Annotated in this window: 11 protein-coding genes; 3 read left to right on the top strand and 8 right to left on the bottom strand. The window is 74.2% G+C overall.

The features are described 5' to 3' along the window. Positions 1-244: 244 nt before the first annotated feature. Complete coding sequence (locus tag N0B34_RS13965) at positions 245-2,620, top strand: (Fe-S)-binding protein (protein ID WP_263732017.1); 2,376 nt, start codon at positions 245-247, stop codon at positions 2,618-2,620. A gap of 116 nt (positions 2,621-2,736) precedes the next feature. Here N0B34_RS13965 and N0B34_RS13960 read toward each other — a convergent pair whose 3' ends face one another. Beyond that, on the bottom strand, positions 2,737-3,459 hold the full coding sequence (locus tag N0B34_RS13960) for a DUF4386 domain-containing protein (protein ID WP_263732016.1): 723 nt from the start codon (positions 3,457-3,459) through the stop codon (positions 2,737-2,739). A 102-nt stretch (positions 3,460-3,561) separates the two neighbouring features. Here N0B34_RS13960 and N0B34_RS13955 point away from each other — a divergent pair, with 102 nt between their 5' ends. After that, positions 3,562-4,302, top strand: a complete 741-nt coding sequence (locus N0B34_RS13955) for a TetR/AcrR family transcriptional regulator (protein ID WP_263732015.1) — start codon at positions 3,562-3,564, stop codon at positions 4,300-4,302. Between the two features lie 56 nt (positions 4,303-4,358). Here the strand turns inward: N0B34_RS13955 and N0B34_RS13950 are convergent, their stop codons facing one another. The 3 genes from N0B34_RS13950 to N0B34_RS13940 all read right to left on the bottom strand — a co-directional run bounded on the left by N0B34_RS13950 (position 4,359) and on the right by N0B34_RS13940 (position 7,919). Then, positions 4,359-5,975 carry an HNH endonuclease signature motif containing protein gene (locus N0B34_RS13950; protein ID WP_263732014.1) on the bottom strand — a complete coding sequence of 539 codons (1,617 nt, stop codon included), beginning with the start codon at positions 5,973-5,975 and terminating at the stop codon, positions 4,359-4,361. Between the two features lie 219 nt (positions 5,976-6,194). Then, entirely contained in the window at positions 6,195-6,959 is a 765-nt protein-coding gene (locus tag N0B34_RS13945; RefSeq protein ID WP_263732013.1) for an alpha/beta hydrolase, read from the bottom strand. 432 nt (positions 6,960-7,391) lie between these two features. Next, positions 7,392-7,919, bottom strand: coding sequence for a MarR family winged helix-turn-helix transcriptional regulator (locus N0B34_RS13940; protein WP_263732012.1), 528 nt, complete (start codon positions 7,917-7,919; stop codon positions 7,392-7,394). A 125-nt stretch (positions 7,920-8,044) separates the two neighbouring features. Here N0B34_RS13940 and N0B34_RS13935 point away from each other — a divergent pair, with 125 nt between their 5' ends. Further along, the gene (locus N0B34_RS13935; RefSeq protein WP_263732011.1) at positions 8,045-9,937 is read left to right on the top strand and encodes an ABC transporter ATP-binding protein; all 1,893 of its coding nucleotides are present in this window, start codon (positions 8,045-8,047) and stop codon (positions 9,935-9,937) included. 55 nt (positions 9,938-9,992) lie between these two features. On the opposite strand, the gene N0B34_RS13930 is transcribed toward N0B34_RS13935, so the two are convergent. The 4 genes from N0B34_RS13930 to dcd form a co-directional block, all read right to left on the bottom strand. Further along, entirely contained in the window at positions 9,993-10,556 is a 564-nt protein-coding gene (locus tag N0B34_RS13930) for an NUDIX domain-containing protein (RefSeq protein ID WP_263732010.1), read from the bottom strand. Positions 10,557-10,584: 28 nt separating this feature from the next. Next, positions 10,585-11,061, bottom strand: coding sequence for a hypothetical protein (locus N0B34_RS13925; protein ID WP_263732009.1), 477 nt, complete (start codon positions 11,059-11,061; stop codon positions 10,585-10,587). Between the two features lie 72 nt (positions 11,062-11,133). Next, on the bottom strand, positions 11,134-12,243 hold the full coding sequence (locus N0B34_RS13920; protein WP_263732008.1) for a hypothetical protein: 1,110 nt from the start codon (positions 12,241-12,243) through the stop codon (positions 11,134-11,136). 16 nt (positions 12,244-12,259) lie between these two features. Further along, positions 12,260-12,835, bottom strand: a complete 576-nt coding sequence (dcd, locus tag N0B34_RS13915; RefSeq protein ID WP_263732007.1) for a dCTP deaminase — start codon at positions 12,833-12,835, stop codon at positions 12,260-12,262. Between the last annotated feature and the right edge of the window lie 70 nt (positions 12,836-12,905).

Raw genomic sequence — 12,905 nt, 5'->3', positions numbered from 1 at the left:
TGGTACCGGGAGGCCCGTCGGGGCCCGCGGAGCCGAGCTCGCCACCGGTCGCGCCATCGGGGGGTGTGCTGCTCGCGCCATGGGTGCGGCGTGAGTGGCGCGCCAGCGGTGCTGTGTGGCGGGCATGCCATCGGTGCGGCGTACCCGGCCCGGAGCGGGGCGCGGAGCGGAGCTGACCCGCGCCGCGATCCCGGGGCGCGAACCGGCCTCGGGCCGCCCGGAGGCGAGCGGTTACCGTGTGCCGGTGACGCCGCTGCAGGTGACGTGCCTCGTCCTGGTCCTCGTCGCGACGGTGGTCGGCGTGGCCGTCTTCGCCTGGGGCGTCGCGCGCATCGTCGCGACGATCCGCATCGGCCGCCCCTTGCCGGGCCGGTGGGGGCCCGTCGGCCCGCGCCTGGCGACCCTGCTGCGCGAGGTGGTGCTGCACCTGCGGTTCCAGCGGCGGGTGTGGGTCGGCATCGCCCACTGGGCGGTGATGGTGTCGTTCCCCGTCCTGTTCCTCACGCTGGTGTCCGGGTACGGGCAGGTGGTGGACCCGTCATACTCCCTGCCCGTCATCGGGCACCTGCCGCCGGTCGAGTGGCTGACCGAGGGCATCGCGTGGGCGTCGCTGGTCGGGATCGTCTACCTGATCGCGCTGCGACAGGTGGTCCGGCCGCACCGTGGCGAGGGCGCTGCCGAGCGGAGGTCGTCGCGGTTCTTCGGCTCGTCGCAGCCGCAGGCGGTGTTCGTCGAGGCCACCGTGCTGCTGGTGGTCGCCGCGGTGCTGGTGCTGCGCGGGCTGGAGTACGCGCTCGCGGCGCGGACCGGGTCGCCGGTCGCGACGGCGTGGCACTTCCCGCTGACGGCCTGGTACGGCTCCGCGTGGGCGGGCGCGGGGACGACGAGCCTCGAGACCGCCGTGGTGCTGACCGCCACGGTGAAGATCCTCGGCTCGATGGCGTGGTTCGTGGTGGTCGGTGTGCAGCCGACCATGGGCGTCGCCTGGCACCGGTTCCTCGCCCTGGTCAACGTGTACGCGCGGCGCCGGCCGTCCGGTGGGCCGGCGCTCGGTCCGCTGGCGCCGATGCGTGCGCCCGACGGCTCGCCCCTCGACCTGGCCGCGATCGAGGAGCTTCCCGACGATGCCCGGCTCGGGGTCGGCGCCGTCGAGGACCTGACGTGGAAGGGCCTGCTGGACGTCGCGACGTGCACCGAGTGCGGCCGCTGCCAGGAGCAGTGCCCGGCGTGGGCCACCGGAAAGCCGCTCAGCCCCAAGCTGCTGGTGCTGGCGCTGCGGGACCAGGCCGCGGCCACAGCCCCTTACGTGAGGGCGGTCCGGGCTGCGGGCTCGTCCGACGTCTCGGGGGCGTCCACCGCCGACGCCACCCCGACCGTCCACCGCACGGCCGACGGCCGCTACCCCACCGTCACCGATCCGCACCTCGGCATGGACCTGGTCGGCTCCGGCGTGATCGACCCCGACGTGCTGTGGAGCTGCACCATGTGCGGCGCCTGCGTGCAGCAGTGCCCGGTGGACATCGAGCACGTCGACACCATCGCCGACCTGCGGCGCTACCAGGTGCTGATGGAGTCGGCGTTCCCCGCCGAGCTGACCGGCACCTTCACCAAGCTGGAGCGGCGCGGCAACCCCTGGGGCATGCCGGCGCGCGGACGGCTGGACTGGGCGAAGGGCCTGCCGTTCGACGTGCCGGTGGTCGGCGTGGACGTGGAGAGCGCCGCCGACGTCGAGTACCTGTTCTGGGTCGGCTGCGCGGGGGCCTACGAGGACCGGGCCAAGCGCACGACGAGGGCCGTCGCGGAGCTGCTGCACACCGCCGGGGTGTCGTTCGCGGTGCTCGGCGAGGGCGAGTCGTGCACCGGCGACCCGGCACGACGGGCCGGCAACGAGCTGCTGTTCCAGACCCTCGCGGCTCAGAACGTCGAGGTGCTCACCGAGGCGAAGGCCACCAAGGTCGTCGTGACGTGCGCCCACTGCTTCAACACGCTCGCGCGCGAGTACCCGCAGGCGGGTGGCCGGTACGAGGTGGTGCACCACACCGAGCTGCTCAACCGCCTCGTGGCGGAGGGCCGGCTGACGCCGGTCGACCGGTCGGCCGACGACGAGGCTGCCGTCCCTGCCGCTGCATCCAACCCCGCCCCGCTGCGGATCACCTACCACGACCCGTGCTTCCTCGGCCGGCACAACCAGGTCTACGCACCGCCCCGCGAGCTGATCGCCGCCATCCCCGGTGTCGAGCTCGCCGAGATGCCGCGGTCCGGGTCCACCTCGTTCTGCTGCGGCGCCGGCGGCGCGCGCATGTGGATGGAGGAGACGATCGGCACCCGCATCGGCACCGCCCGTGCGGAGGAGGCCGTCGCCACCGGCGCCGACGCCATCGCGACCGCGTGCCCGTACTGCACGGTCATGCTGTCCGACGGGGTCGCCGCGGTGGCTTCGTCCACCCCGTCCACGACGTCGAGCGGTCGCCCGACCCCGGGCACCGCCGACCCGTCGGGCGCACCGGCCGGCGCCCACGGCCAGGGATCCGCAGGTCGCCCGGCCGCCGTCGGCGTCCCCGAGGTGGCCGACATCGCCGTCCTGCTGCTCGAGCGCATCCGTCCCGCAACGACCGACTGACCGGCGCCCCCCTCCCGGACCCTCTCGCCACCGGTCGGGACCGGCTCGCCCCCGGCGAGACCGGCGCGCCCTCCGGCAGGAGCGGCTCGCCCCCGTCCGGACCGGGGCGCCGCCCGTCAGGGAGCGACCGAGAGCGCCGCCGCCGACCGCCCCGGGTCGCCGAGCAGCGGCGACGGGCGGAAGCCCTTCGCCACCAGCCAGACACCGAGCGACAGCTCCCAGAAGAAGATCGGCGCCACGCCGATCGCCGACCACACCGACACCTGGCTGTTCACCCCGAGGACCGTCCCGATCACGGCAGAGATCTGCAGCGGCGCGCCAACCAGGCCCAGCACCGGGATCGCGCGCGGCACCAGTCCGGAGCGCAGCAGGAGGGTGCCGAGCAGGAGGGCGTTGATGCCGGGGACCAGGCTCGGCCCGAGCAGGAAGGTCCAGTCGCGCACCCCCACCAGGGCCGAGCTCACGGCGACCAGGGTCGCCGGGTCGCCCGCGTGCCCGGCGGCGTACGAGCGGCGGAGCGTGACCACGGTGAACAGGCTCACGACGCCGATGGCGATGATCGCTGCCTCCATGAGCCGCGCGGCGACGAAGCCGAGCGCCGCAGGATGGTGCTGACGGCGGACCACGGGGAACAGCACCACCGCGGTGCCGATGCACGCCGCGGCGTTGACCAGGTCGAGCAGGCCGCCGGTGAGGACGCGGCCGTCGGCCCCCGCACCGAGCACGTACCGGGGGTCGTGCAGGACCGGCGCGAGCAGCCCGACGGCCGGGATCGACGAGACGAACGTCAGCAGGTAGAGGGCGCCGGCCAGGAAGGCCGTGCGTCGGGTCGAGTCCAAGGTGGGCTCCTTCGGGTGGATGCAACTTCGGTGTACGCCGTACACCTGATGCCACGGACGCTAGGGTGTACGGCGTACGCCTGTCAAGGATCGGAGCCGCCCATGGCCCGCCCGTCGGCCACCGCCACGCGTCCGCGCCTCAACCGCCTCCGGGTGCTCACGGCGGCCGTCGCGCTCGCGGACCGGATCGGCATCGAGGCGCTGAGCATGCGCCGGCTGGCCCAGGAGCTCGACGTCGTCCCGATGGCGCTCTACAAGCACGTCGCCAACAAGGACCAGCTGCTCGACGGCATGGTCGAGCTGTTGGTCACCGAGATCGACCCGCCGGCCACAGGCGTCGACTGGCGCACGGCGATCCGGTTGCGAGTCCTGTCGGCACGGCGGGTGCTGCTGCGACACCCCTGGGGCCGCGCCGTGCTCGAGTCGCGCACCTCCCGCACCCCGGCGGTCCTCGGCTACATCGACTCGGTGATCGGGACGTTCCGCGCCGGCGGCTTCAGCGACGAGCTGACGCACCACGTGATGCACGCCCTCGGCAGCCGCATGTGGGGGTTCACCCAGGAGCTCTTCGAGGAGCCCGCGGGTCCGGACACGTCCGGTGCCGACGGCGCTGGGCCCACCGCCGACGGCCCCTCGCCGCAGGTGCAGCAGGCGATGCTGCAGGCGCTCGCGCAGCACTTCCCCAACATCGCCGCCACCGTGCTGACCGCGACGCACGACGACGGCACCGTGGTCGCCCGCGGCTGCGACGACCAGGCCGAGTTCGAGTTCGCCCTGGACCTGATGCTCGACGGCTTCGAGCGCCTCCGCGCCGAGGGCTGGCCCCGACACCCCGGCCGCTGACCTGGTCCTCGAGCGCCGCGTCTACGCCCGTCCCGCGACGCAGGGTCGCCCCCGCGTCACGGGTCCGCGGGCATGCTGACGCGCAACGTGACGGCGTCACGCCCGTCCGGCATGGTGAACCGGTAACGACTCTGCCGCCTCTCGGCCGACGACATCCCGACCACCTGGTCCGGTGGTCCGGAGCCGCCTCCGTCCGACCGACCCTCCGCCCGTGCACCAGCGCTCGCGGCAGCCGGCGGCGACCCCGGTGGCTCCCGGTGGACCGTCAGATCCCGCCGGTGGACCTGGTGGTGATGGAACGAGCACAGCATCACGGCGTTCCGCAGGTCCGTCGGGCCACCGTCGCGGTCCCACCACGTCAGATGGTGCAGCTCGCACCACCGTGCCGGCGTGCTGCACCCAGGCCACCCGCACCCTCCGTCCCGGACGGTGACGGCCCTCCGCTGGTGGGCGCTGAACAGCCGTTGCGTACGACCCAGGTCGAGCGGCACCGAGTCCGCGTCGACGACGACGCGGGTGACGTGGCAGTCGCACAGCACTCGGCCGACCTCGGACGCCGGCCAGGGGTTCCCGTCCTCGTCGCACACCGGCGGCACGCCGGCGAGGGCTCGCTCCGTCTCCACGGCGCTCCCCGCGCTCGCCCGAGCCGGACCGAGGCCGCCGATGACACCCCACTCACCGGCTGCCCCTTGACCACGAGCCACACCTCGTCCGGCGCCCTCACCCACCTCGTCAGCCACACCTCGCCCGGCGCCCGCACCCACCTCGTCAGCCACACCTCGCCCGCGGGCCGTACCGCGCTGACCCACCGGTTCGTGACCGCGCTCGCGCAGGGCCCGCCACGTGGACTCGCTCAGCACCAGGCTGACGTGCGGCCGCCCGGCCGGACCGGTCGCGGCACCGATGTCGTCGAGCGCACGGTCGGCCAGCTGCGCGAGGGCGTCCGCGCGCCGCTGCTCCGGAGCGCGGTCGTCGTCGACACCGGGACGTGGGGTCACCGCCTCGAGAGCGAGCCGCAACCGGTGTCCTGCGACGGAGTCGAGCAGGCCCTTCACATAGGTTCCGCCGGGCGTCTCGGAGAGGTTCAGGTAGCGCGCCGCCTGCTGCTCGTCGTGCGTGCGCTGCCGGGCAGCGGGGTCCAGCTCGGCCTGCCACCGCGTCAGCGCCTTGCCCAGTCCCGCACCGTCCACCCGGGTGGCGAGGGCGACGATCGCCGCTTGTCCCGCACCTGACCGCGCGTGCTCCACGACCCGGGGCGGAGCGGTTGCGGTGAACCGGGCGATCGCGTCGACGTGCGTCGTGGTGATCGCTCCCCTGGTCAGCGCGCCACGCACCTGAGGCATCGTCGTGATGGCGTCGGCCTGGCGGACCTGCCCCACCGCCTCCCGTACCCCGGCTCGCGAGGTCCGCGCCCGCCATGCCGTCAGGTCGCGGTCGCCGTGCAGCGCCCAGGTCCCAGCCGCTCGCTCGGCCGCCAGCAGTGCTGCCCGAGCCGCGGCCAGCAGACCCGCCGCGCGATCCACCCGCTCCAACGCCGTGCGGCGCTCACCGGCGGACCAGGACTCCGCCGCGTCGACCGCCGCAAGGAGCACCTGCGCGGCGCGCAGAACGTCGGACGCCGCACCCACCTCGACGCGCGCCGGCACGGGACGGTCGACGACGGCCGCCGTCATCCCGCCACCGCCGCGGCCCGCTTCGAACGCATGTTCGTATGCTATCGACGGCCACCGACACGCCGTCGCGGTGATCCACAGGGCTTCCGGAGCGCCGGACCGGTGCGGGCGACCCGGTCCGCAGGTCCCTCGACGGCGCCGGACCAGTCGGACGCGCGCCGTGCGCCACCACCCGCGCGAGCCGAGAACTACCGCACCGGAGCGCCCGGCGCCCCGGCGTCACCGCTGCAGCGGCAGCCACTCCAGCACGCGCTGGATCGACTCGTCCCAGAACCCCCACTCGTGTGTCCCCGGCCGCAGCTCCGTCTGCACCGGCACGTCCAGCTCCTCGGCGAGCGCCAGGAACCGCCGGTTCGACGGGTACAGGAAGTCCTCCGTGCCGCACGCGAGGTACAGCGGCGGCAGCGCGTCCCGGTCGGCGTCGCGGAGCAACGCCATCAGGTCGGCCTCTGCGGGGACGGGCGCGCCGGCCAGCACCTGGGGGACCTCACCCGCCCACAGCGCCGCCTGGTCGGGGTGCGCCACGTCCAGAGCCCCGGACAGCGACGCGGCGGCACCGAACCGGCCAGGGTGCGTCAGTGCCCACCGGAACGCCCCGTACCCGCCCATCGACAGCCCGGCGACGAAGGTGTCCTCCGGCCGCTCCGAGACGCGGAAGAAGCGCTGGACCATCTCCGGCAGCTCCTCCGTCAGGAAGCTCCAGTACGCGGAGCCGTAGGCCTCGTCCTGGTAGAACGAGCGCCCGGCCCGCGGCATCACCACCGCCAGGCCCAGCTTCGAGACGTACCGCTCGATGGACGTGTGACGCGTCCAGATCGTCTCGTCGTCCGAGAGGCCGTGGAGCAGGTAGAGCACGGGCGGCGCTGCTTCCGACGGCGACCCCGTCACCCCGATCTGCCCGTCCGCCGGCTCGGGGAGCAGCACGGTGATCGCCGTGCTGACCCGCAGCGTCGTGGAGAAGAAGTTGCAGGTGATCCGCGCCATCGAGGCGTCTCCTTGGTCGTTCCGGCAGGCTCGTGGGCCGTCGCGCCGGGACACCGCGCGTGCAGCCGCCCCACCCTGCCACGCCGTCACCAGGCGACGCTCGACGCGGCCCCGGAGATGCACGAAGCCCCGGTCCCGCCGTGGGGCGAGTACCGGGGCTCGTCTTTCGTCGGAACCCTGCAGTGGCTCCGGCTGTGGACCCAGGGTCGCATCGCAGGTCCCCTGCGGCCACGTCCATGTGCGTGGCTCGCTCCGCTACCACCTGGCGGAGTCTCATGCTGACAGGCGCCCGTGAGGGCTCCTGCTGCCCGCCATCCTCTCACAGATCTCATCAGACGGGACGGGTGAGGTCTCGGCGCCGCCCGGGACCCGCCGCCACGGGCTGCGGCCCAGCTGTGGACAGGCCACCGAGGGACAGGCCACCGAGCCGCGTCAGGCCGACGGCTCGTCCGACCCCGCCACCCGGCGCAGCAGCGCGAGGAGCTCGCCACGCTCGGCCTCCGTCAGTCGCTCGAGCCGGCGACGCATCCCCACGTCCCGCTGCGCCCACACGTCGGCGAGGACCTGCCGACCCTGCTCGGTCAGCTCGACGAGCGTCGCACGCCGGTCGGCCGGGTCCGGAACGCGCCGCACCAGCCCGTCCGCCTCGGCCTGGTCCACCTTGCTGGTCATCGACCGTGGGGCGACGTCCATCGCCTGGGCCAGCTCACCGAGGCGCCGCGGCCGGTCGCACCGGTTGAGCATCCGCAGCAGCCGAACCTGGCCGGGCATGGTGCCGACGGGTCCGTTGCGGTCGGCCGCCTCGCGCCGCAGGGAGTGCATCAGCCCGTGCACCAGCTCGAGCACCTCGCCGGCGTCGTCGGCCCGGGCCTCGCCGGCGTGGTGGTGCGACACCCCGGCACCGGGTGCGCCCGTGGCGCTCTCCCGCGCGGGAATGTCGCGGCCGTTCGCGGTGCTCATGAGCAGGAGGCTACCGGAACCACACACATTGTGAGGTAACCTCAGCATCGGCTCTCGAGCGACGCCGTGACACACGGCGAGCCGCCGACGACCGCAGCAGCACCCGTCCGACCCCGGAGGCGCCCATGTCCACCCCGTCACCCATGCACGGCGGCCCCATGCTGCGCACCTTCGGCCGCGACCGCTCCGTCACCGAGCAGCACCTCGCCCCCGGCACCCTGCGCCGCATCCTGAGCTTCGCCCGCCCGTACCGGGCCCGGCTGACCCTCTTCGTGCTCCTCCTGGCGATCGACGCCGGAGTCGGCGCCGCCACCCCGCTGCTGCTCAAGCACCTGATCGACGACGGCATCGCCAAGGGCCGCGCCACCGTGGTGATCGGCATCGCGGCAGCCGTCGCCCTGCTGGCCGTCGCGTCGGCCGCCCTGTCCGTCGCCGAGCGCTGGCTCTCCGCCACGGTCGGAGAGGGGCTGATCCTCGACCTGCGCACCGCGGTGTTCGACCACGTGCAGCGCATGCCGCTGGCGTTCTTCTCCCGCGCCAAGACCGGTGCCCTGGTGCAGCGGCTCAACGGCGACGTGCTCGGCGCCCAGCAGGCGTTCACCTCGACGCTCCAGAACGTCGTCGCCAACGCGCTGACGGTCGCCTTCGTGCTCGGCGCGATGCTGTCGATGTCGTGGCAGCTGACCCTGCTGTCGCTGGTGCTGCTGCCGGCGTTCGTGTTCCCGGCCCGGTGGTTCGGCCGGAAGATCTCGGCGATCACCCGCGAGAGCTACGAGCTCAACGCCGAGGCGTCGCAGACGATGACCGAGCGGTTCAACGTCGCCGGCGCGCACCTGGTCAAGGTGTTCGGCGATCCCGACCGGGAGTCCGCGGCGTACGCGGCACAGGCCGGTCGGGTGCGGGACATCGGGGTGCGGCAGGCGCTGTACGCGACGTGGTTCCGGGTGGGGCTCACCACGGTGGCGTCGGTGGCCGTGGCGATCATCTACGGCTACGGCGGTGTGCTCGCCGTGCGGCAGCAGCTGACGGTCGGCGTGGTGGTGGCGCTCGCGTCCTACCTGACCCGGCTGTACGGACCGCTGACCGCGATGTCCAACGTGCAGGTGGACGTGATGACCGCCCTGGTGAGCTTCGAGCGGGTGCTCGAGGTGCTGGACCTGAAGCCGACGGTCGCCGAGAAGCCGGACGCGGTGGACCTGCGGGCGGCCGTCGCGGCCCGCGGCGCCGAGGTCCGCCTCGAGCACGTGCGGTTCCGGTACCCGTCCGCCGACGAGGTGTCGCTGGCCTCGCTCGAGTCGGTCGCCCAGCTGCGGCACGACCCGGTGGCCGACACCCTGCACGACGTCTCGTTCACGGTCCCGGCGGGGTCGATGGTGGCGCTGGTGGGCCCGTCGGGCGCCGGCAAGACGACGATCTCCCAGCTGGTCACCCGCATGTACGACCCGACGGAGGGTTCGGTCTCCGTCGCCGGCCTCGACCTTCGGGACGTCACCGCCGCGTCCCTGCGTGCGACGGTCGGTGTGGTCAGCCAGGAGGCGCACCTGTTCCACGACACGATCGCGGGCAACCTGCGGTTCGTCCGGCCCGACGCGTCCGACGACGACATCGAGGCCGCCCTGCGCCAGGCGCAGGTGTGGGACTTGGTGCACTCCCTGCCGGAGGGCATCGACACGGTGGTCGGTGACCGCGGCTACCGGCTGTCCGGCGGCGAGCGACAGCGGCTGGCCATCGCGCGGCTGCTGCTCAAGGCACCCGACGTGGTGGTGCTCGACGAGGCGACCGCCCACCTGGACTCCGAGTCGGAGGCTGCCGTGCAGGCGGCGCTGGACGCGGCGCTCGTCGGGCGCACCTCTCTGGTGATCGCCCACCGGCTGTCCACCATCCGCGCCGCCGACCTGATCGTCGTGCTCGACGAGGGGCGCGTGGTGCAGTCCGGCACGCATGACGAGCTGATCGCCGCCGGCGGCCTGTACGCCGACCTCTACCGCACCCAGTTCGCCCCGGCGGCTGCCGCCTGACGCCGAGCGGCCGTCACCCGACGCCCTACGCGGGGCCGACGCTCGGCGCCCGGCCTCAGCGGAACCGCCCCAGGTGGATCCCCGCGAGCGCCAGCGCCGCCAGCGACTCCCCGTCGCGGATCTCCCCCGCCGCGGCCATCGCCAGCACCTGACCGAAGGGCACCAGGCGCACGGCGCTGATCCCCTCCTCGGCCTGGTGCGCCGCCGCCGAGCCCGGTAGCCGCGACAGCCCCTGGGCGACGAACACGTGCCCGGGCGCATCGGCCACGCCGTTCAGCGACTCGACGTCCCCCACCGCGGTCCATCGCGACGCCGCCAGCCCGGTCTCCTCCGCCAGCTCCCGCTGCGCGGCGACCAGCGGCTCCTGCCCGTCCGAGCCGCCGGCGGGCACCTCCACCGAACCGGGTCCGGTGGTGTACCGGTGCTGGGTGATCAGCACCACCTCGTCGTCGTCGGTCACCGCCACCACGAACACCGCCGGCTGACGCACCTCGACCACGCCGTACACGCCGGGCCTGCCGTCCGGGTGCTGCACGGCGTCCTCACGCACCCGGATCCACCGGTTCTCGTACACCACCCGCGATCCGGTGGTGCGCCAGCCCTCGTCCGTCGTCGTCACGCGCCGAGACTAGGCGCGACACGCAGCGTCAGAACCGCGGGTCGCGCGACGTGCCGACCAGGCATGCCGCACTGACCAGGACCAGCGTGTCCTCCATCACGGCGGCCTTCCAGTCCGGGTGCAGCCCCTCGGGGCCCTCCTCGTCGGCCCACCGCCGCCACTCCCGCCCGGCGATCGACCCGACGAACGCCCCCGCACCCCCGGCGACCAGCGCCACGAGGTGCGAGCCGACCCGGCGACGCTCCAGCACCGACAGCGCGAGCGCACCGAGCGCCCCGGCCGCCGTGCGGCCGTACAGCACGGGTTCGTCCGTGCGGGACGGCGTGCTGGGCAGCTTGTCCCCCACCAGCTCACCGACCACCGCCGCCCGGGCGAGCAGCCGCAGCAGCGCGGGCCCCAGCCCGGTCCGGCCGCGCGTGCCCACCATCACCGGCACCGCGAACGCCGTCGAGGTCCTCCCCCCGACCGCCAGACCCAGCACCGTCGACCTCACCAGGGTTCCCATGCCCCCGTGTCTAGTCGCTGCCGCCTCGCCTGGCATCCCCTCGCGACCCGATCGGCCGTCGCGCGCGCACCCTCAGAGGTCGGCGGGGTCCACCAGGAAGTCGGCCTCGTCGGCCACCTCGCCGCCCACCGCCTCGTGCAGCGCCTTGGCGATCGCCTGGATGCGGGGCGACGTCCGCCCCCGGGCGACCCGGTGCTCCAGCGACGGCCGCTCGGCCTCGAGCTCGGTGACGTCCGCCGGTTCCCAGTGCACGCGGTAGGCCACCACGCCGTTGGCCGCCCACGGCAGGCCGCGCAGCAGCGGCGGCACCTCCTGCCGCTCGCTGACCTCGACCACCAGGATGCCGTCCACGCCGAGGTCCGCCTCGACGCCGAACGCCTCGGCAGCCGGGGGGTGCGCCATCATCCACTGGTCGTACGCGTCCGCCTCTGCGGACAGCCGCGCACGCTCGGCGGCGTCCTGCACGCCGAACGGCCCCAGCGCCGCGCGCACCGCCGCGTCGTCCGGGTGCGGCGGCCCCGACCAGGGCTGATGCACCCCTTCACCCGACCGGTGGGCACGCGGCAGCACCCGGCGCACCACCGCCACCGCCTCGTCCGGCTCGAGCCAGCGGTCGGTCAGCACGGTCAGGTCGATCGCCTGGTCGACGTCCGGTGTCAGCACCACGCCGGAGTCGGCGATCCGCACCGCGCCCTGCAGCCGCCGGGCGGTGGCGACCAGCCAGACGAGCGCCCGCTCCTCGTCCCGTACCGGCACACCCTTGGGGAACGCCCGCTTCAGACCGTCGCGGTCGCCACCGGGCCACGGCGGCTCACCGCGCTCGGCCGGGCAGTCGAGCGCCCATACCGTGCGGGTGGTGGCGGGCAGCCGGAGCGCCATCGCGTCCTCGGGGGTGACCGAGTACGGGCCGACCAGCCGGGACATGCGGCCCAGCCGGAGGGCGTGGGCCGGATGGGCGCCGGCGGGCACGGCCCGGATGCCGAACGCGGCGGTGACGGCGGGTCGCAGCCCGGTCCGGACGGCGCCGGTGTCGGTCGGCTCCTCCCAACGGGCTGCGGTGAACCGGCTCTGGGCCAGCACCTCGACCTCGTCGGTGCCCACCCCGGCCGGCAGCGCGAGCAGGTGGCGGGCTCGCACCTGCGGGTCCTGCGTGTCGAGCGGGGGCAGCTGCTCGTCGCTCATGCGGTCACCCGCTCCGTCACACCGGCGTGCGGTGGAAGTTCAGCCACGACCGCGAGGCCGTCGGCCCGCGCTGACCCTGGTAGCGGGAGCCGGCCGCCGTCGAGCCGTACGGACGCTCCGCCGCGGAGGACAGCCGGAAGAAGCACAGCTGGCCCACCTTCATGCCGGGCCACAGCTTGATCGGCAGCGTCGCCACGTTGGACAGCTCGAGGGTGACGTGACCGCTGAACCCGGGGTCGACGAACCCGGCGGTGGAGTGCGTCAGCAGCCCGAGCCGGCCCAGCGACGACTTGCCCTCGAGCCGTGCCGCCACGTCGTCGGGCAGGCTGACCTGCTCGAACGTGGAGCCGAGCACGAACTCGCCGGGGTGCAGCACGAAGGGCTCGCCCGCCGCCACCTCGACCAGCCGCGTCAGCTCCGGCTGCTCCTCGGCAGGGTCGATCACCGCGTACTTGTGGTTGTCGAACAGCCGGAACCACTTGTCGAGCCGCACGTCCACGCTCGACGGCTGCACCATCGCAGGGTCGAACGGGTCGAGCACCACGCGGCCGGAGGCGAGCTCGGTCCGGATGTCACGGTCGGAGAGCAGCACGCAGGACACGGTAGTCGTCGGACCCCGGCGGCTCCTGAGCCTTCCGGACACCGGCGGTCGCGCGACGAGT

The organism is Cellulomonas sp. SG140, from assembly GCF_025770785.1.
Lineage (GTDB): Bacteria > Actinomycetota > Actinomycetes > Actinomycetales > Cellulomonadaceae > Cellulomonas.
The sequence above is the reverse complement of the archived record's forward strand: the minus strand, read 5'-3'. Positions and strand labels throughout refer to the sequence as shown.

Excerpts from the sequence above, each read along its gene's own strand:
- N0B34_RS13955 (WP_263732015.1), top strand. The coding sequence starts at position 3,562 with ATGGCCCGCCCGTCGGCCACCGCCACGCGTCCGCGCCTCAACCGCCTC.
- N0B34_RS13950 (WP_263732014.1), bottom strand. The coding sequence starts at position 5,975 with ATGACGGCGGCCGTCGTCGACCGTCCCGTGCCGGCGCGCGTCGAGGTG.
- N0B34_RS13945 (WP_263732013.1), bottom strand. The coding sequence starts at position 6,959 with ATGGCGCGGATCACCTGCAACTTCTTCTCCACGACGCTGCGGGTCAGC.
- N0B34_RS13940 (WP_263732012.1), bottom strand. The coding sequence starts at position 7,919 with ATGAGCACCGCGAACGGCCGCGACATTCCCGCGCGGGAGAGCGCCACG.
- N0B34_RS13935 (WP_263732011.1), top strand. The coding sequence starts at position 8,045 with ATGTCCACCCCGTCACCCATGCACGGCGGCCCCATGCTGCGCACCTTC.
- N0B34_RS13925 (WP_263732009.1), bottom strand. The coding sequence starts at position 11,061 with ATGGGAACCCTGGTGAGGTCGACGGTGCTGGGTCTGGCGGTCGGGGGG.
- N0B34_RS13920 (WP_263732008.1), bottom strand. The coding sequence starts at position 12,243 with ATGAGCGACGAGCAGCTGCCCCCGCTCGACACGCAGGACCCGCAGGTG.